This window comes from Bradyrhizobium iriomotense (genome assembly GCF_030160715.1).
In the GTDB taxonomy this organism is placed as follows: domain Bacteria; phylum Pseudomonadota; class Alphaproteobacteria; order Rhizobiales; family Xanthobacteraceae; genus Bradyrhizobium; species Bradyrhizobium iriomotense.
Map to the genome: position 1 here is coordinate 75,195 of NZ_BSOW01000006.1, position 18,744 is coordinate 93,938.

The following is an 18,744-nucleotide window of genomic DNA, read 5'->3' on the forward strand; positions in this document are numbered from 1 at the left end:
AAAACTTTAAGCTTAAAATATATCCGGAAAAGCTCGACGAGCCGATGCCGTCAGGGAGGCTGCACATGTCCGGACTGCCGCGTTCTTCGCATGCGCTGGTGACAGGCGGCGGCCGCGGCATTGGTCGCGCGATCGCAGCAGCTTTGACAGGGGCGGGCGCCACGGTCACCGTACTCGGCCGCAACGCCGCGACTTTGGAAGAGGCCGTTAGTGCAGGGGCCGCGCATTTTGCCGCTGTCGCCGATGTCTCGGATGAAGTGGCGCTGAGGGCTGCAATCACGAAGGCGGCCGAGCGACAGCCTATCGATATCCTGATCGCGAATGCCGGCAGTGCGGAGTCCGCCCCGTTCGCGAAATCGGACGCCGCGCTCTTTGCCCGGATGATGGACGTCAATTTCATGGGCGTGGTGCACGCCGTCCGGGCCGTGTTGCCCGGGATGAAGGATCGGCCTTACGGCCGCGTCGTCGCGATCGCATCGACTGCGGGCCTGAAAGGCTATGCCTATGTCAGTGCTTATACCGCTGCCAAGCACGCCGTGGTCGGGCTCGTGCGTTCGCTGGCGCTGGAAATGGCGAGCACTAATATCACGGTGAATGCAGTCTGCCCGGGATTTACCGATACGGACCTCGTTGCCGACAGCATCGAGACCATCGTGAAGAAGACAGGGCGGAGCCGCGAGCAAGCGATCACCGATCTCGCGCGGCACAACCCGCAAGGCCGGCTCGTCACGCCTCAGGAAGTGGCCGACGCTGTGCTCTGGCTGTGCGGTGATGGCGCCGGCGCAATCACGGGGCAGGCGATCGCGGTCGCCGGTGGCGAAATATAGACCGCAAGGTAGCGGAACGAGAACGACAGGGAGTCCTCATGAGCAGACCAGCCAATCCCGTGACCGTGCCGCTGGCGGATTATTCCCCGCAGCATTTCCTGCTTGCAGTGGTTGACCATGTGGCCACGGTCACGTTGAATCGCCCGGACCGAAAGAATCCCCTGACGTTCGAGAGCTATCGCGAGCTCACCGACTTCTTCCGCGCCTGCGCGTTCGACGACGCGGTGAAGGCCATCGTCGTCACGGGCGCCGGCGGCAATTTCTCCTCGGGCGGCGACGTGTTCGAGATCATCGGCCCCCTCGTCAAGATGGACACCAAAGGGCTAACCGCCTTTACGCGGATGACCGGCGATCTCGTGAAGGCGATGCGAGCCTGCCCGCAGCCGATCGTCGCCGCTGTCGAGGGTATCTGCGCCGGTGCCGGCGCGATCGTCGCCATGGCATCGGACATGCGGCTGGCGGCGAGCGGTGCGAAGGTCGCGTTTCTGTTCAACAAGGTTGGACTCGCCGGCTGCGACATGGGCGCCTGCGCTATCCTGCCGCGGATCATTGGCCAGTCGCGGGCCTCGGAGCTGCTTTACACCGGTCGTTTCATGACCGCGGAGGAAGGTGAGCGCTGGGGCTTCTTCAGCCGCATCGTCACGACGGATCAGGTCCTGCCACAGGCGCAGCTGCTGGCGAAACAGGTCGCGGAAGGCCCGAGTTTCGCCAATACCATGACCAAGCGGATGCTGGCGATGGAATGGGCCATGTCGGTGGAAGAGGCGATCGAGGCGGAAGCCGTGGCGCAGGCGCTCTGCATGACGACGGCCGATTTCGAACGCGCTTTCGAGGCCTTCGCCAACAAGGTCAAGCCGGTTTTCAGGGGCGATTAAGCCCGCACCGCAGCAGAATAGACGAACGGCGGGATTTTCGAGGAGCTGTTAATTAAGGCTAAGCCCAAGACCTAAGCTGGCGTGGAAGGCGAGGGCGATAAAGCCGCTTGCGGCGGAGTGACCGCCCATGCGACGTTAACCCCGTTGCCTGGCGTGTATCGAGTGGAGTTTGGGCGATGAAGGCGATTATCGTCGGTGGCGGTATCGGAGGTCTCACCACGGCGTTGATGCTGCGCGCGCGCGGCATTGCTTGCGAGATCTTTGAACAAGCCGATACCATTCGCGAGCTCGGCGTCGGCATCAACACCCTGCCGCATGCGATGCGCGAGCTTGCCGGGCTCGGTCTCTTGCCGAAGCTCGACGAGGTCGCGATCCGCACCGACCAGCTCTATTATCTCAATCGTCACGGTCAGGAAGTCTGGCGCGAAGCGCGCGGCATCGACGCAGGTCATGACGTGCCGCAATTCTCGATTCATCGTGGTCGCCTGCAAGGCGTCATCCACCGCGCGGTCGAAGAGCGGCTCGGGCCCGAGGTCATTCACACCGGTTGTCGCCTCGGCGCCTTCACTCAGGATGAAGGCGGCGTCACCGCCTACTTCTTCGATCGCTCCGGCGGGCACGTCCACACGGCGCGTGGTGATATCCTGATCGGTGCTGATGGCATCCATTCCCGTGTGCGCGAGACGTTGTTTCCGAGCGAGGGGCCGCCGTGCTGGAACGGCCTGATGCTGTGGCGTGGCGCGCGCGACTGGCCGCTTTTCCTCACCGGCAAGTCGATGATCGTTGCCGGTGGCCTGAACGCCAAGGTCGTGGTCTATCCGATCGCGGAGGGCTCGAGCCCCGCGAGCCGCCTCACGAACTGGGCGGTGCTGGTGAAGATCGGCGAGGGCAATGCGCCGCCGCCGCGCAAGGAGGACTGGTCGCGGCCCGGGCGTCGCGAGGAGCTGATGCCGCACGTTGCGCGCTTCTCGGTGCCCTATATCGATGCGAAGACCCTGATCTCGGCAACGCCAGAGTTCTACGAGTATCCCACCTGCGACCGCGATCCCTTGCCCTATTGGTCGTTGGGGCGGGTCACGTTGCTGGGCGATGCCGCGCATCCGATGTATCCGGTCGGCTCGAACGGCGCGTCTCAGGCCATTCTCGATGCGCGCTGCCTTGCGGATCTGCTGGCACGCTCCGAGCACCCGCGCCAGGCGCTGGTCGAATACGAGAAGAAGCGCCTGCCAATGACGGCGGAAATCGTTCGCTCCAATCGTCGCGGCGGCCCCGAAGGCGTGATCGACGCGGTCGAGCAGCTCGCGCCGGACGGTTTCGACAATGTCGAGAACGTCCTCAGCTACTCGCAGCGCGAGGCGATCGTGCGCGGCTACGCGACAAAAGCGGGCTTCGCCGCAGTGCCAGGTCTTGCCGCCGTCAGGGCGTCCTAAAGCGCGATGAGATTGGGATAAATCGTCATCGCGCCTTAGGTTGTTGTTTGCGCATGATCTTTTCGGAAAACCGCTTCACATTTTTCCGGATCATGCTTTAGGACGGCGGCGGGGGCAGGAAATGGATGTTGAACTCCGCGGCCATCGCGACGACGTCCTCGGGCTTCTGCTCCTTCATGTTGTGAAGGCCCCAGAACAGGTCATAGAGTTTGCGGCTCGGTGATACCCAGAACAGCACCTTCGCCGTCTGGTCCGATTTGTTGAAGATGCCGTGCGGGACGCCCATGCCAAGGCGGATCAGATCGCCCGGCGTTGCCTGCGCTTCGGTATTGCCGAGCAGGAAATCGAGCTTTCCCTCCAGCATGTAGAGATACTCGTCCTGATCGGGGTGGATATGCGGCGGCACGAAGGTGCCGGGCGGCAGCGTCGCATGCCAGGAGAAGCTGTGCTCGGCATAGCTCTTTGGCACATAGGTCTGGCCGAGAATGTTCCAGGAAATGCCCTGGATCCCCTCATTGGCCCTCGTGATACCGGTGATCTCGCTCTTCACTTGAAATCCTCCCTTTATACTCCAGGCTCAACGCGGCATTTCAGTTTGCCGGCTTGCAGTCTTTGGCGTAGCGGTCGCCGTAGTTCTCGAAGACCTTTTGAACGATCTCGGTCTGGAATTTTCCGTCGGGGCGCTTGGCGACCTTGGTCAGATAGAAATCCTGGATCGGATAGCCGTTGGTGTTGAATTTGAAGGTGCCGCGCAGCGAGGTAAAGTCAGCCTTCTTCAGGGCCGCACCCACCGCGTCCTTGTTGGAGAGGTCGCCCTTCACCGCCTTGACTGCGCTGTCGATCAACATCGCTGCGTCGTAGGCCTGGAAAGCATAGGTGCCAGGCACGCCGTTGTAGGCGGCTTCATAGGCCGCGACGAACTTCTTGTTCTGGGGGTTGTCGAGGTTGGGCGCCCAGTTCGCGCCGCCGAACATGCCGACCGCTGCATCCTGCTGCGCCGGCAAGGTCGACTCGTCCACCGTGAAGGCCGACAGCACCGGGATCGTATCGGCAAGCCCAGCCTGCCGGTACTGCTTGACGAGGTTCACGCCAAGGCCACCCGGCATGAAGGTGAAGAGCGCATCGGGCTTGAGCGAAGAAATCTTCGAAAGCTCCGGCTGGAAGTCCAGCGTGTTGAGCGGCATGTAGGATTCCTCGACGATCTCGCCCTTGTAGTCGAGCTTGAAACCGGCCGCCGAATCCTTGCCGGCCTGATAGTTCGGCACCATCACATACATGCGCTTGTAGCCGCGATCCTGGGCCACCTTGCCGAGGATCTCGTGCACCTGGTCGTTCTGGTAAGAGGTCACGTAGAAGAACGGGCTACAGTCCTTGCCCGCGTAGGTCGATGGGCCGGCATTCGGGCTGATCAGGAATGTCTTGGACTCCGTGACCGGGCGATGGATCGCCTGCAGGATGTTGGAGAAGATCGGCCCGACCACGAAATCGACCTTATCGCGCTCGAGTAGGCCCTTGACCTTGGTCACCGCCGCATCCGGCTTCAACTCGTCATCGACCACGACGACCTCGACATCGCGGCCACCCATCTTGCCGCCGAGATCCTTGACCGCGAGCGCGAAACCGTCGCGAACCTGCTGGCCGAGCGCAGCGGCGGGTCCCGACAAGGTCACGATCACGCCGAGCTTGATCTTCTCCTGCGCAAGTGCCGGATCCAGCGCGGCGCCGACGAGCAGGGCCAATCCCGCCAACTTCAATTGCTTCTTCATGATTTTTTCCCCGATATGCTCGCGCTTACACTACAGCCCTGTCGTTCGATCCAAGCTTATTCTGATGACGGCATCCGCGGCAAGCAGAGCCGAAGCTGCGGCATCCTGCGTCGCGCCATCAGCCCGGCGCCGCATGCAAGCGGCGCGCCAATTGCTTGAAGCCTAAAGAAATTCGGCCCCGGCGGGTTGTTCGGCACGTTTTGACTTGCGGCGAAGCGGAAATTATTTGAAGCTCAAAACGACCGTTCGCTCGCCTCCGCCAGTGCCGTGACATAGCGACCGCACCACGATGCTCGATTCCGAGACCAAGGCCGTCGAACTTCCGGAAGACCACGCCGAAGAGCTTCGGTTGTGGCTGCGTCTGTTGACCTGCACGACCCTGATCGAGGGTGAGGTACGCAGCCGCCTGCGGGAGCGGTTCGACGTCACGTTGCCTCGCTTCGATCTGATGGCGCAACTCGACAAGGCGCCGGACGGCATGACCTTGTCCGACGTCTCCAAGCGCATGATGGTCTCCAACGGCAACGTCACGGGGCTCGTCGAACGTCTCGTGGAATCCGGGCACCTCGACCGCCGCACGTCCGACACCGACCGGCGCGTCCAGGTCATCCGGCTGACGAAGCTCGGCCGCGCCGAGTTTCGCAAGATGGCCGCGGAACACGAGAGCTGGATTGCCGACGTCTTTGCCGATCTCACGCCAAAGGACCTGCGTGAATTGATGCGCCTCCTGGCCAAGACCAAGGCCTCGGCCCAGAAATCCGCCTCGCGCCGCAGAGCCTAGGCTGTTCCGCAGCGAAGTCTCCCCTTACCGCCAGAAAAAGCACGTGATGGCCAAATCCGCTATTGCGCCAAATTATTTTAAGCCTAAAATGATTTTCAGATAGTGCTGCCGGGTGCTCTCCAATCCGAAAGGAGCGTGCGATGGCTAACGCCGCCAAGGTTCAACTTCCGGGCTCATATGACGGCAGGGCTGGGACGGCTCACGCCGACACCTTTGCCCTGCAACATCTGCCGCCCCGCGATCTATGGCCCGAGTTCATCTTCACGCGGCCGGAGCTGCAATATCCGCCGCGATTGAACTGCGTCAGTTACTTCCTTGATCGCTGGGTCGAGGAGGGGCACGGCGATGCGCCTTGCGCGATCGGTCCTTCCGTCAGCTACAGCTATCGCGAGCTGCAACAGCTCGTGAATCGCATTGCCAACGTGCTGGTCGGCAAGCTTGGTCTCGTGACCGGCGGACGCGTACTGCTCCGCTCGGCGAACAATCCCATGATGGTCGCGACTTATCTTGCGGTCATCAAGGCCGGCGGCATCGTGGTTGCGACCATGCCGCTGCTCCGTGCCAAGGAGCTTCTGTATCCGATCCAGAAAGCCGAGATCACGCTGGCGCTGTGCGACGGCAAGCTATCCGAGGAAATGGAGAAGGCGAAAGCGGCAGCGCCCGCGCTGAAGCACGTCGTCTACTGGGGCACTGGTGCCGCGGACTCCCTGGAAGCGCTGACCGCAGAGGCAAGCTCCGAGTTCGAGGCGGTCGACACGGCGTCCGACGACGTTTGCCTGATCGCCTTCACCTCGGGCACGACCGGCGACCCCAAGGGCACCATGCATTTCCATCGGGATATGCTGGCGGTGTGTGACGGCTATGCGCATAATATCTTGCGGGCGAAGCAGGACGATCGTTTCATCGGTTCGGCGCCGCTCGCCTTCACGTTCGGGTTCGGTGGCGTGTTGTTTCCGATGCATATCGGCGCGTCCTTTGTCGTCCTGGAGAAGACCTCGCCGGATGATTTTCTTAGCGCCATCGAGCGCTACAAGACCACGGTCTGCTTCACGGCGCCGACGGCGTACCGCGCGATGCTCGGCAAGATCGCGGGCCGCGATATCTCGTCCTTGCGCAAGTGCGTGTCCGCTGGCGAGAGCTTGCCCAAGCCGACATTCGACGCCTGGCTGAAGGCAACGGGCATCAAATTGATGGACGGCATTGGCTCGACCGAATTGCTGCACATCTTCATCAGCGCGACGGAAGACGAGATTCGCCCGGGCGCCACCGGCAAGCCGGTGCCGGGCTACGAGGCCAAGATCGTCGATGATGACGGCAATGACGTGCCGTCGGGCACGATGGGGCGCCTGGCGGTCCGAGGGCCGACCGGATGCCGCTATCTTGCTGACGAGCGGCAGCGCAAATATGTGCACAATGGCTGGAACATCACCGGTGACACCTATGTGATGGATGCCGACGGGTACTTCTGGTACCAGTCGCGCTCCGACGACATGATCGTTTCGGCCGGCTACAACATCGCCGGTACGGATGTCGAGGCTGCGCTCATGACGCATCCGACGGTCGCCGAATGCGGTGTCGTTGGTGCACCCGATGAGGCTCGCGGCATGATCGTGAAGGCGTATGTGGTCCCGGCGCCGGGCGTCATGGCGGACGCACAGCTTGCGACCGAGCTGCAAGAGCATGTCAAGCGCGAGATCGCGCCCTACAAATATCCGCGCGCGATCGAGTTCGTGACGCAATTGCCAAAGACCGAGACGGGCAAGTTGAAGCGCTTCGCCCTGCGGCAGATGGCGCAGGCGGCGGCTTCGTCGCCTGGAGCATGATCCGGAAAAGTGTGGAGCGGTTTTCCGAAAAGATCATGCTCAAACAACAACCTAAAGCGCGATGACGATACCCCCAAGACTCATCGCGCTTTAGTATCGACACCAAATAAGAGAGGAATGGACGCTTGTCTGCAACGACGCCGAAAAGCCCGCAGCTCGCAACGCTGCCGATCAGGGAAGATGCAGTTCCGACCCGCATCCTGCAGCCCTCCGGCTGGCCGATGCCGAAGGGCTATTCCAACGGCGTGGCCGCGGAAGGACGCATCGTCGTCACCGGCGGGGTGATCGGCTGGGACGCTGAGGAGCGCCTCGCGGATGGCTTTGTCGCGCAGGTTCGGCAGACGCTCAGCAACATCGCGGCGATTCTCGCCGAGGGTGGTGCGCGGCCGGAGCACCTCGTGCGTCTCACATGGTACGTCGTGGACATGGACGAGTACCTGGGCAACCTGAAGGCGCTTGGACGGATTTACCGGGAGATTTTTGGCGCGCATTATCCGGCGATGGCGCTCGTGCAGGTCGTCAGGCTGGTCGAGAAGGCGGCGCGCGTCGAAATCGAAGCCACCGCCGTGATCCCGCGCTGAAACACCGATCAGCTTGCCTTGTCAGCTTGCCTTGGCGAGATTGTCGTCCTCCGGTGAATTCAGATAGACGCCGGAGATCGTGTCGACCCAGCACAGATGGTCGTGCACCTTCTTCACGCCGTCGATGTTCTCGGTCAGGACGATTGCCGCACGGCGCGCGCTCTCGTCCGTGACGACGCCGCTCAGGTGGACGATGCCGTCGCGGACGATGACGTTCAGTCCGAACGGGCACCAGTCGTTCTTTTCCATCGCGTCAATGATGCGGCTGCGAATGTGATCGTCGTCCGCCGTGGGATCGGGCACCTGGCGGGCGAGGCTCGCGACAGCCTGAAGCAAGTTGGCGCGAGAGACGAGGCCGACGACCTTGTCGCCGCGCACCACGGGCAGGCGCTTGATGTTGTTCTGCTCCATGATGTCCACGATCTCGGCCAGCGCCGTATCCTCGGTGATGGTCACCGGTGACGTCGTCATCACTTCGGAAACCTTGCGGCCGTGCTCCTGAACGAAATCGCTGGCCGATTGGCCGGGGCCGAGGATGAACTTCAGCCAACGGCCACGCTTGCGCTGGGTCCCGATCTCGCTGCGCCGGATGAAGTCGCCCTCCGACACGACTCCGACCAGCTTGCCGGTCTCGTCGACCACGGGAAGGCCGCTGACATGGCGTTTCAGCATGATGTTCGCGGCTTCGACGATGGTGGTGTCGGGCGTGACCGAGATGACCGACCGGGTCATGATCTGGTGGGCGCGCATGGTGTAGCTCCGCATGTCCTGGCAGAATTCGATATCGCGAGCCTAGTGCAGGCGGGCCTTGGCGGTTTGACGCAGGTCAATCGGTGAGGGCGTGGCCGCGCTTGACGCAGCTCAAGGTGCGCCAGGCCCATGGTCATATTCTGGAACCTGAAACGTCCCAGGGGCAGCCAGGAGGTCACCTTGAGCGAACTCGCCAGACTGCAAGATTTTGCGCCGGAGAGGCTGGTATCGGATCCCGTCCGGCGGGTCGCGGAGGCAAACCAGCGCGCGTGCGATCTCATGTTCAGCGCGCAACGGCTGTTCCTCGACGAGACGGTCTTTGTCGCCAACGAGCTCCTGGACCGGACGCAGACCGAGACGCATTTGTTCGCGGAGTTCATCTCGAAACTGGCGGGCTCGCACTCGGTCAAGGACTGGAAAACGCTCTGCGCCGAATGCGGTCAGCATCAGCTCGATTTCATCCGCCGCGACTGCGATCGGATTTTCAGGCACGGCGACAGAGTGATCGCGACCACCACCGGCCTGTTCAATGTTACGTCTCGCAATTGAGCCCGAAATCGGAAATGCCGACGAAATGCGAGCCATGAGCGCCGGAAAGACCTCTCTCCTCCAGCGGGCTGAGGAGCCCGCGCTCGTGGCGGATCCGATTGCCGACGCGCCAGCAGGCACTGAGGCTTCAACCCCCGAAGCGGTGGCCGTCGACCCGACCTCATCGGCGGAATCCTATCCGGTTGACCGAGCCTTGCATGCGACGCTGGCGCGGCTGACCGGCGGCATCTCGCCGATCGCCTTGTCGCTCGCCTTTCTGGACTGGGGATCGCACCTTGTGGCCGCGCCGCAGCGACAGATGGAGATTGCGCAGGACGCCGTTCGAGATGCGGGCCGGCTGCTCCAAGCCGCAGCACATGCATCGCGAAAAGATCAGGACCCTTGGTCCCTCATCAAACCGCAGGCTCAGGATCGTCGCTTCGCCAGTCCCGAATGGGACAATCGTCCGTTCAACCTGTTGGCTCAGGCGTTTCTGCTGAGCGAGCAGTGGTGGCACAAGGCGACGACCGGCGTCCGAGGTGTGGCACCCGCCAACGAGGTGGTCGTGGAGTTCTCCGTGCGCCAGGTCCTCGACATGCTGGCGCCGTCGAATTTTGCTGCAACCAATCCCGAAGTGCTGCAAAGGGCCTTTCGAAGCGGCGGCCAGAATTTCGTGCAGGGTTGGCAGAATTGGTGGAGCGACCTTGTACCGATGCGTTCCGCCAACAAATTGGCCGGTGACGGAAAGTTCGTGGTCGGCAAGACGGTGGCGGCCACCGCGGGAAAGGTGGTCTACCGGAACGAATTGATGGAGTTGATCCAGTATTGCCCGACCACCGGGAAGGTCCGGCCCGAACCGGTTCTCATCGTCCCGGCCTGGATCATGAAGTATTACATCCTCGATCTGTCGCCGCAGAAGTCACTTGTGAAGTATCTCACCGGCGAGGGTTTTACCGTGTTCGCTATCTCGTGGCGCAATCCTTGCGCCGATGACCGCAACGTCGCCTTCGACGATTATCGGATGTTGGGCGTAAAGGCGGCGCTTGATGCGATCGCCTGCATCCAGCCGCGTCGGAAGGTCCATGCGCTCGGCTATTGCCTAGGGGGAACCTTGCTGTCGATCACCGCCGCGGCGATGGCGCGCGACGGCGACAACCGCCTGAAGTCCATCACGCTCCTCGCCGCGCAGACGGATTTTACCGAAGCGGGCGAGCTGACGCTGTTCATTAACGAGAGCCAGGTCGCGTTCCTCGAGGACATGATGTGGGAACGCGGCTATCTCGACACGACGCAGATGGCCGGAGCCTTTCAGCTCCTGCGCTCGAACGATCTGATCTGGTCGCGGCTGTCCCACGACTATCTCCTGGGCGAGCGGTCGCCGCCGAGCGATCTGATGGCCTGGAATGCGGACGCCACGCGTCTGCCGTATCGGATGCATTCGGAATATCTGCGCCAGCTGTTCCTCGACAACGATCTGGCGGAGGGGCGCTATCACGTTGACGGGCGCAACATCGCCTTGTCAGACATTCACGCGCCGATGTTCGTGGTCGGCACGCTGAGGGATCACGTGGCGCCATGGCGATCCGTCTACAAGATTCACTATCAGATCGACGCCGACGTCACTTTCCTGTTGGCTAGCGGCGGCCACAATGCGGGGATCGTGGCGCCGCCTGGCGAGCCGGGGCACAGCTATCAGGTGATGACCAAGGCGGCAGACGCACCCTATGTCGGCCGTAACGAATGGCTCGATCTCGCGCCGCGTGTCGAGGGGTCGTGGTGGCCGGAATGGACCAGATGGCTCCTCGCGCGGTCCGGCGACCTCTGCGAACCCCCTCGCATGGGGCTCGGCAATGTCGATCATCTGCCGGATGCACCCGGCGATTACGTTCTGACCTAGTCGGCAGGCTCCGCGCCGAGCTTCAATCGTGAGGTTCGAAAAGGCTTCGCCTTGTTGAGCTTCTTGTAGGCAGTCGCCGCCGTCTTCAGCAGCTTCTTCTTCCGCGAGCGACCGAGGAAGTCGAAGCTTACAACCGAGCCTTCATCATTTAACGTCTTGGCAAGGGCGCGGCCGCTCGCGTCGTCATTGAGCTGCCCCAGGCTGCGTTGTGCGCGGCGCAATTGTTTGAGGATGGCCTTCTGCTTTTCAAGCGACTCCTCGACAAACAGGTCTTCGAGGGACTCGATCGCATAGGTCAGCCGCTTGTTGCGAAGCCTCAACCGATGCCGCTTCTTCACACCGAGCTCGTCGAGCTTGCGGGACCGCTTCAGAAGGATCTTTTCCCACTCGGCCAGTTGCTGCGCGGCGTGTTCGGCGAGCGGGACGCGGCGCAATCTGATGGCCTCTTTGGTTCGTCTGGTCGACCAGGGTCCGCTCTCGATCCAGCCGGACGTCTGCTCGATCAGGCGGCGATATCGGACCGATCGCAGCGCCCGTGCCAACAGACGATGGCTTTCGGCCCGCTTTTCCTGCCACGACTGAAGCTCGGCAATCACGGCGAGTTCCTCGGCGCTGGCGGCCACTATGCGCTCGATTACGACATCCAGATCGCGCACCATGCCGAGTTGCCTGTGCAGCCATTTCAGCTCGGTCCAGACGGACGGTCGCACGGTGTCGTCAACCATGGGAGAAAAGAACCGGATGGCCGTGCGAAGATACGTGAGCGCTATGCGAATCTGGTGCAGGGCGTCGGGATCGCCGCCGCACGTCCCCTCGTGCTGGACCATGATTGCATTGAGGTGACGGCGGGCGACGATTCGAAATGCGGTATCGCAGGCCATTCCCGCGCTCAGGCGGGCCGGCGAGGTGTTCCGTGCCGATGCCGGCTTAACGCGGGCGGGAGCCTCCGGTGTCGTGATGGGTCGCGCCATCGCCTTGGTTACCTGTCCCCCGCCATCCCGATCCGGCAACGGTCGCGCGTCTGCTCTGGTGTTCCTGAGGCGTTGACGATCGCCCAGTCCAGATCGCCGATATTATAGTGCTCCTGAAGCTCGGCAACCTCTCGCGTTGCGTCCGACGCGTCATCCCGTCGGCTGCCGATGCGCGCCTGGCGCGTCGCCAGGTCCGCAACCAGGAAGAACCCGCTCAAGGGGACGTTGCACGCCCGGGCCAATGCGGCCGCCTCGTTCCGCTCGGACTGCTGCGCAAAGACTGCATCGACGATGACCGAATGTCCCTGCGGCAGAACGCGCCGTGCGCGCTCTGCAAGTATGTCATAGACCCGCGCGGTGACATCGGGCTGATAGGCTGATGGCGGCAGCCGGTCTGTTTCGCTGACCTGAAACAGCTGTTTTCGGATGACGTCGCTGCGCAGCACGACGGCTCCGGGCTGTGGCGGTACGAGGGGCGCGAGCATGCGTGCGAGCAGAGATTTTCCGGTCCCCGAAAGGCCGCCGACTGCGATCAGGCGGGGAGCCGGAGGATCGATCAGCACCTGAGCCAGCCGAAAATAGCGGCGCGCGTCCTTGAGAATCGTGCTCTCTGCGGCATGAGGCCGCGCCTGCTTCGCGAGCAATACCTGGGCACGGATCGCCGCGCGGATCGACATAAGCAAAGGAAGCACGCCAAGCGCGTCGTGATTTTCGACCTCGGTCGTCGCGAGGTAGCGATTGAGGACGCCATTTGCTGCCGGCTGCTGCTCGTGGTGCAGCAGGTCCATCAGCGTGAATCCGAGATCATAGAGCACGTCGATCGAAGCCATCTCAGGATCGAACTCGATCGCGTCGAACAGGACAGGCCGACCGTCGATCTCGACGATGTTTCCAAGATGCAGATCGCCGTGGCACCGTCGCACAAAACCCTGGCGACCTCGCTCTTCGAGCCGCTGCCGAACGCGCAGGAGTGCGTCGTGTGAAGCCTGCGCCAACGCATCGATCTCGGTTGTCGAGACATGGCCGCCGCGCCGCAGACCCTCGCTATTTCCGTCGATCAGCGCCGGGAGCGTTTCAATCCAGCGAGGTGCCTCTACGCGCGGCGCGATCGCGTGCGAGGCGGAGATGGCATCGGCGATAGCTGTGGCGAGATGCGCATCGAACGGCCCCGCTTTTGCCAGGTGATCCAGCGTCCGGTTTTCGTCGAAGCGGGTCATCTCCACGGCGAACTCGATCGCCGGGCCGTCCCCTTCAATTCTCAGCGAGCCGTCGCGATCCTCGGTGATCGCCACCATGCGCCGGTAGATTTGCGGTGCCAAAGGCCGGTTGATCCTGATTTCCTCCTCGCAGGCTGCCTTTCGTTTCTCCAGCGTCGAATAGTCGAGGAAGGGAAAGCGCACGGCCCGCTTGATCTTCAACGCGCGATCACGATCGAGAAAAACCGATGCTGCGTGCGTATCGATCCGCGTGACGCCGGGATGCGTGGTCGGATCAGTCAGGAATGCGAAGATCCGCTCCTGGGTCGAATTGTCTGGGTGAGAGAGCGTCATGTGCCGATATCGTCAGGGCCGCAGCACGGCCGCTCCCAGGAGTTGCCCGCTCCGCAGCCTGTCCAGGACCTCGTTGGCCTCGCTCAGTGCAAAGACGGTCGTCTCGGTCCGGACGCCGGCCTGCGGCGCGATTTTCAGAAAATCCAATCCATCCTGGCGGGTGAGGTTGGCGACGGAGAGGAGCTGTCGTTCCTCCCAGAGCAAATGATAGCGGAAGCTCGGAATGTCGCTCATGTGAATGCCGGCGCAAACCACGCGGCCGCCTTTGCGGACCGCGCGCAAGGCGGCCGGCACCAGCTCGCCGGCAGGGGCGTAGATGATCGCGGCATCGAGTGGCGCATCGGGCGGCTCGTCCGAAGCCCCAGCCCAGGCGGCACCGAGATCGCGCGCAAAATCCTGTGCTGCGATGTCGCCTCGGCGCGTAAAGGCGTAGACCGATCGCCCCTGCCACACCGCGACCTGGGCGACGATGTGACCGGCAGCTCCAAAGCCATAGATCCCGAGGCGCTCTGCACTTCCTGCCATCACCAGTGAACGCCAGCCGATCAGGCCCGCGCACAGCAGCGGTGCGATCGCGACATCGTCGCCGTTCTCGCCAAGCGGAAAAGCGTAGCGCGCATCGGCAATGGCGTGCGTCGCATAGCCACCGTCGCGGGTGCAGCCCGTGAACAATGGACGATCGCAGAGATTTTCCATGCCTTCGCGGCAGAACCGGCAGGTGCCGCAGGTGTAGCCAAGCCAGGGGATACCGACGCGATCACCTGCCCGATGCGTCGTCACGTCGGGCCCGATGAGGTCGACGCGGCCGACGATCTCATGGCCGGGGACGATCGGATAGCGGATGTCGGGCAGCTCGCCGTCGACCACATGAAGGTCGGTACGGCAGACGCCGCAGGCGCTGACCTTCACCCGGATCTCGCCATCGCCGGGGATCGGGTCGGGCCGCTCATCCATCCGCAGCCGCGCTCGCGGGCCGGGTAGCACCATCGCGCGCATCAGTCTCTCCGGAGCGCATCGCAGCAATCACCTAGATCCTAAGGTAGGTGCACGGCAAGTCCTTGATGTCCATCAAGTCCTGTCGTCGGCTTGCGGGCCGGCGTCCCCCTCGGCTTTGACAAGGATCAAGGGCCGCGCGGGGAGGCGGTCTATTTTGGCCGACAGAGGAGAATCCCGATGCCCATCAAGGACGTCCTTCTGCCGCTTGTTGGCGAGCCGAGTAAGCCGGCACTGGCCGCGATCGAGACATGCGTTGCGGCTGCCGCCGATCTCGGTGCGAAGATCACCGCGTTCGCCGTCGAGGAGGATATTTTCGTCCGGCCGAAGGTGGTGATCTCGTCGGACCTGGATAATGCGGCGGAGGCTCAGGCTGTGCGCAGCGTGACGGGGGCCCAGGACCTGTTGAATGCATTCAGGACTGCGGCATCCCGCTTGGACGTTCGCGCTGACGGCCAGTTGCACAAATTGGAGGCGGCGGCGGTTGCGCCGGCGGTGGCGGAGCGAGCGCGTTACAGCGATCTCACGCTGGTCCCGGTCAAGGCCAACGACAGCCGGTCGGAACGCCTGGTCGAACAGTTGATTTTCGAATCTGGCCGGCCTCTTCTGCTCTGCCCCGAAGCGCATGCCGACAAGCTGCGGGTTGAATTCGAGAACGTCATGATTGCGTGGGATCGTTCCGCGCCCGCGGCGCGGGCCGTGGGCGATGCGCTGCCGATCCTCCAGGCGGCGGCCTCGGTGCGGATCGTCACCGTCACCGACGAACAGACCGATGACGTCATGACGTCCGGGACGGGCCTCGTCGACCACCTCCGGGAGCACGGGGTTCCCGCGTCCTTTGACGCCGTCCGGATCGACGGCAGCTCGATCGGCAAGGTGCTGGCGAGCTGGGCACGCGGGCACGCCATCGATGCGATTGTCATGGGGGCCTACCACCATTCCCGCCTGAACGAGATCGTCTGGGGCGGCGTGACCAAGACCGTCATCGGCGATCCACCTTGTTGGGTTATGATGTCGCACTAGAGCATGATCCGGACCCAAAGGGCCGCGTTAGCGCAAAGTGTGAAGCGGTTTTCCGCAAAGATCATGCTCAAAAAAAAACCTAAAGCGCGATGATGATTCATCCCAATCTCATCGCGCTTTTGGTGCTTTAGCCATCTGTCATGGCCGGGTTCCAAGCATGTGGCCTGGCGCCGAGTGAATGATTGCGACATGTCGACCTATCGTCTGAAGAATCTGCTGTCGCCCCGATCGGTGGCGATCGTCGGGGCCAGCCCGCGCCGCGTGTCGGTCGGTCGTGCGGTCCTGGAAAACATCCGCAAGGCGCGCTTCGAGGGCGAGCTGGGGCTCGTGAACGCGCGCTATGCCGAGATTGCCGGCGTTCCCGCCGTGGGCAGCCTCGACAAGCTGCCATTCGTGCCGGAGCTGGTTGCCATCACCGCGCCGGCGAGCGAGGTCCCCGGCATCATCGAGCAGGCCGGGCGCCGTGGCTCGGCGGGTGCGCTGATCGTGACCGCGGGCCTCGGGCATGGTCCCGGATCCCTCGAAGAGGCGGCCCTGGTAGCGGCGCAGAGATACGGCATGCGGCTGATCGGTCCCAACTGTCTGGGGATCATGATGCCCGGCGTGAGCCTGAATGCGAGCTTCTCCGCGCACATGCCAGGCGCAGGCAGCCTGGCGCTGATTTCGCAGTCGGGCGCGATCGCTGCCGGCATGGTGGACTGGGCGGCGCAGCGCGGCGTCGGCTTCTCCGGCATTGTCTCGATCGGCGACCAGCTCGACGTCGATATCGCCGATCTCCTCGATTACTTCGCGCTCGACCACAAGACACGCGCGATCCTGCTCTACATCGAGGCCGTCAAGGACGCGCGCAAATTCATGTCGGCGGCGCGCGCCGCGGCGCGGGTGAAGCCGGTGGTCGTCGTGAAGTCCGGCCGCATGGCGCAAGGCGCGCGCGCGGCCGCGACGCATACCGGTGCTCTCGCCGGCGCCGATGCCGTTTACGACGCGGCGTTCCGCCGCGCCGGCATCCTGCGCGTGTCGGATTTGCGCGAATTGTTCGACTGTGCCGAGACGCTCGGGCGCGTCGAATCGCCGAGCGGAAAGCGGCTTGCCATTCTCACCAATGGCGGCGGTATCGGCGTTCTCGCGGTCGACCGCCTGGTCGAGCTCGGCGGCATTCCCGCGCCCATGACGCCGGAGACGCGGCAAAACCTCGACGCGGTGCTACCGCCGACCTGGTCGGGCGCAAACCCCGTCGACATCGTCGGCGATGCCGACGCCTCGCGCTACGCGGCTGCGCTCGAAGTGCTGCTCGCCGATCCCGGCAACGACGCCGTGCTGGTTCTCAATGTCCAGACCGCGATCGCGTCCGCTTCCGAAATCGCGACCACGGTGACTGAACTCGTCACGAAATACCGCGAGCAACATCGTAGCTGGGCCAAGCCGGTGCTCGCCGCCTGGGTCGGAGCCGATCAGACAATCGTCGACACGCTCTCACGTGCCGGCATCCCCAACTACCCGACAGAAGACGACGCGGTGCGCGGCTTCATGCATCTGGTGCGGCATCGCGAGCTGGTCGAGGAGATCACGCAGGTGCCGCCGGCGATGCCCGACGCGTTTGCGCCGGACGTTGAAGCCGCCAGACAGATCGTGAGGGCCGCCATCGCGGACGGCCGCAAATGGCTCGAGCCGGTCGAGATCAAGCGGCTGCTCGAGGCCTACGATATCACCATGGTGCCGACCTATGCGGCCGCCGATGTCGAGCAGGCGGTCACTTACGCCAGGGAAATATTCGCGCGAGGCGCCACCGTCGTGCTCAAGATCCTGTCGCGCGACATCGTGCACAAGTCCGATGTCGGCGGTGTCGTCCTCAACCTGACCACGCCGGAAGCCGTGCGTGCGGCTGCCGCCAATATCCTGGCCCGGGCGAGGAAGCTGCGCCCCGAGGCGCGCATTTCCGGCGTCATCGTGCAGGCCATGGTCGTGAAGGCGAAGGCGCGCGAGCTCATCCTCGGCCTTGCCGACGATCCGACCTTCGGCACGGTCGTCGTCTTCGGGCGGGGTGGTACCGCGGTCGAGATCATCAATGACAAGGCGCTGGCGCTGCCGCCGCTCGACCTGCAGCTCGCGCGCGACCTGATCGAGCTCACCCGCGTCTCGCGCCTGCTGCGCGCCTATCGCGATGTGCCCGCCGTCAAGCAGGACGCCGTTGCCATGGTGCTGGTCAAGCTCGCCCAGATGTCCGCCGATATTCCCGAGATCCGCGAACTGGACATCAATCCGCTGCTTGCCGATGAGACGGGGGTGACGGCGGTTGATGCGCGCGTCGCCGTCGGGGCGCCGCAGCGAAAGTTCAAGGGCACGGGGCCCGGCAATTTTGCCGTCCGCGCCTATCCGTCGCAGTGGGAGCGTCACCTCGAGCTCAAGGAGGGCTGGCGCATCTGCGTGCGGCCGATGCGTCCCGAGGACGAGCCGACCATTCACGAATTCCTCAAGCACGTGACGCCGCACGACCTGCGCCTGCGCTTCTTCGCGCCAATGAAGGAGTTCACCCATCAGTTCATCGCGCGCCTGACCCAGCTCGATTATGCCCGCGCGATGGCCTTCATCGCTTTCGACGAAGCGACCGGCGAGATGGTCGGCGCGGTCCGCATCCATTCGGACTCGATCTATGAGAACGGCGAGTATGCCATTCTGCTGCGATCCGACCTGAAGGGCAGGGGACTAGGATGGGCCCTGATGCAGCTGATCATCGAATATGCGAGGTCGGAAGGGCTGAAGGTGATATCGGGCGATGTGCTCCAGGAGAACATCCTGATGCTCGACATGTGCCGGCAGCTCGGCTTCGAGGTGAAGCCGGACCCGGTCGAGCCTGACATCTGCGACGTACGGCTGAAACTCTAGACCGCGATGAGATTGGGGTAAATCGTCATCGCGCCTTATGAGCGCGCCGCGTCACGATTGATTTGC

The 18,744-nt window shown here is 63.3% G+C and carries 16 protein-coding genes; 10 read left to right on the plus strand and 6 right to left on the minus strand.

Features of this window, described 5'->3' with window-relative positions; genetic code table 11:
• The first annotated feature begins 65 nt into the window (after nucleotides 1-65).
• The 3 genes from QQL28_RS10530 (at nucleotide 66) to QQL28_RS10540 (ending at nucleotide 3,132) form a co-directional block, all read left to right on the plus strand.
• Nucleotides 66-827: an SDR family NAD(P)-dependent oxidoreductase gene (locus QQL28_RS10530; RefSeq protein ID WP_284264541.1), complete on the plus strand. Its 762-nt coding sequence runs from the start codon at nucleotides 66-68 to the stop codon at nucleotides 825-827.
• A 38-nt stretch (nucleotides 828-865) separates the two neighbouring features.
• Nucleotides 866-1,702, plus strand: a complete 837-nt coding sequence (locus QQL28_RS10535; RefSeq protein WP_284264542.1) for an enoyl-CoA hydratase family protein — start codon at nucleotides 866-868, stop codon at nucleotides 1,700-1,702.
• Between the two features lie 176 nt (nucleotides 1,703-1,878).
• Nucleotides 1,879-3,132: a flavin-dependent oxidoreductase gene (locus QQL28_RS10540; protein WP_284264544.1), complete on the plus strand. Its 1,254-nt coding sequence runs from the start codon at nucleotides 1,879-1,881 to the stop codon at nucleotides 3,130-3,132.
• 97 nt (nucleotides 3,133-3,229) lie between these two features.
• Here QQL28_RS10540 and QQL28_RS10545 read toward each other — a convergent pair whose 3' ends face one another.
• Both QQL28_RS10545 and QQL28_RS10550 read right to left on the minus strand, forming a co-directional pair.
• A complete protein-coding gene (locus tag QQL28_RS10545) occupies nucleotides 3,230-3,682 on the minus strand; it encodes a cupin domain-containing protein (protein WP_284264546.1) in 453 nt (150 codons plus the stop codon).
• Nucleotides 3,683-3,722: 40 nt separating this feature from the next.
• The gene (locus tag QQL28_RS10550) at nucleotides 3,723-4,898 is read right to left on the minus strand and encodes an ABC transporter substrate-binding protein (protein ID WP_284264548.1); all 1,176 of its coding nucleotides are present in this window, start codon (nucleotides 4,896-4,898) and stop codon (nucleotides 3,723-3,725) included.
• A 289-nt stretch (nucleotides 4,899-5,187) separates the two neighbouring features.
• Here QQL28_RS10550 and QQL28_RS10555 point away from each other — a divergent pair, with 289 nt between their 5' ends.
• The 3 genes from QQL28_RS10555 to QQL28_RS10565 all read left to right on the plus strand — a co-directional run bounded on the left by QQL28_RS10555 (nucleotide 5,188) and on the right by QQL28_RS10565 (nucleotide 8,083).
• Nucleotides 5,188-5,679 carry a MarR family winged helix-turn-helix transcriptional regulator gene (locus QQL28_RS10555; RefSeq protein WP_284264549.1) on the plus strand — a complete coding sequence of 164 codons (492 nt, stop codon included), beginning with the start codon at nucleotides 5,188-5,190 and terminating at the stop codon, nucleotides 5,677-5,679.
• A 140-nt stretch (nucleotides 5,680-5,819) separates the two neighbouring features.
• Entirely contained in the window at nucleotides 5,820-7,502 is a 1,683-nt protein-coding gene (locus QQL28_RS10560; RefSeq protein ID WP_284264551.1) for a benzoate-CoA ligase family protein, read from the plus strand.
• 125 nt (nucleotides 7,503-7,627) lie between these two features.
• On the plus strand, nucleotides 7,628-8,083 hold the full coding sequence (locus QQL28_RS10565; protein ID WP_284264554.1) for a RidA family protein: 456 nt from the start codon (nucleotides 7,628-7,630) through the stop codon (nucleotides 8,081-8,083).
• Between the two features lie 21 nt (nucleotides 8,084-8,104).
• On the opposite strand, the gene QQL28_RS10570 is transcribed toward QQL28_RS10565, so the two are convergent.
• Entirely contained in the window at nucleotides 8,105-8,833 is a 729-nt protein-coding gene (locus tag QQL28_RS10570) for a CBS domain-containing protein (RefSeq protein WP_284264555.1), read from the minus strand.
• Nucleotides 8,834-9,013: 180 nt separating this feature from the next.
• On the opposite strand from QQL28_RS10570, the gene QQL28_RS10575 reads away from it, so the two are divergent.
• Together QQL28_RS10575 and QQL28_RS10580 are read left to right on the plus strand one after the other, a co-directional pair.
• Nucleotides 9,014-9,382, plus strand: coding sequence for a hypothetical protein (locus QQL28_RS10575; RefSeq protein WP_284264557.1), 369 nt, complete (start codon nucleotides 9,014-9,016; stop codon nucleotides 9,380-9,382).
• A 34-nt stretch (nucleotides 9,383-9,416) separates the two neighbouring features.
• The gene (locus tag QQL28_RS10580; protein ID WP_284264559.1) at nucleotides 9,417-11,258 is read left to right on the plus strand and encodes a PHA/PHB synthase family protein; all 1,842 of its coding nucleotides are present in this window, start codon (nucleotides 9,417-9,419) and stop codon (nucleotides 11,256-11,258) included.
• Here the strand turns inward: QQL28_RS10580 and QQL28_RS10585 are convergent.
• From QQL28_RS10585 to QQL28_RS10595, 3 genes are read right to left on the minus strand one after another with little or no spacing between them, the layout of a single operon-like run.
• Complete coding sequence (locus QQL28_RS10585; RefSeq protein ID WP_284264561.1) at nucleotides 11,255-12,229, minus strand: CHAD domain-containing protein; 975 nt, start codon at nucleotides 12,227-12,229, stop codon at nucleotides 11,255-11,257. The genes QQL28_RS10580 and QQL28_RS10585 overlap by 4 nt on opposite strands.
• An 8-nt stretch (nucleotides 12,230-12,237) precedes the next feature.
• Nucleotides 12,238-13,779 (minus strand): bifunctional aminoglycoside phosphotransferase/ATP-binding protein, encoded by a 1,542-nt coding sequence (locus QQL28_RS10590; RefSeq protein WP_284264563.1) that lies wholly within the window; start codon nucleotides 13,777-13,779, stop codon nucleotides 12,238-12,240.
• Nucleotides 13,780-13,791: 12 nt separating this feature from the next.
• Entirely contained in the window at nucleotides 13,792-14,775 is a 984-nt protein-coding gene (locus tag QQL28_RS10595) for a zinc-dependent alcohol dehydrogenase family protein (RefSeq protein WP_284264565.1), read from the minus strand.
• A gap of 177 nt (nucleotides 14,776-14,952) precedes the next feature.
• Between QQL28_RS10595 and QQL28_RS10600 the strand changes: the two genes are divergently transcribed.
• Nucleotides 14,953-15,795: a universal stress protein gene (locus tag QQL28_RS10600; RefSeq protein WP_284264566.1), complete on the plus strand. Its 843-nt coding sequence runs from the start codon at nucleotides 14,953-14,955 to the stop codon at nucleotides 15,793-15,795.
• A 189-nt stretch (nucleotides 15,796-15,984) separates the two neighbouring features.
• Entirely contained in the window at nucleotides 15,985-18,678 is a 2,694-nt protein-coding gene (locus tag QQL28_RS10605; RefSeq protein WP_284264568.1) for a bifunctional acetate--CoA ligase family protein/GNAT family N-acetyltransferase, read from the plus strand.
• The last annotated feature ends 66 nt before the right edge of the window (nucleotides 18,679-18,744 follow it).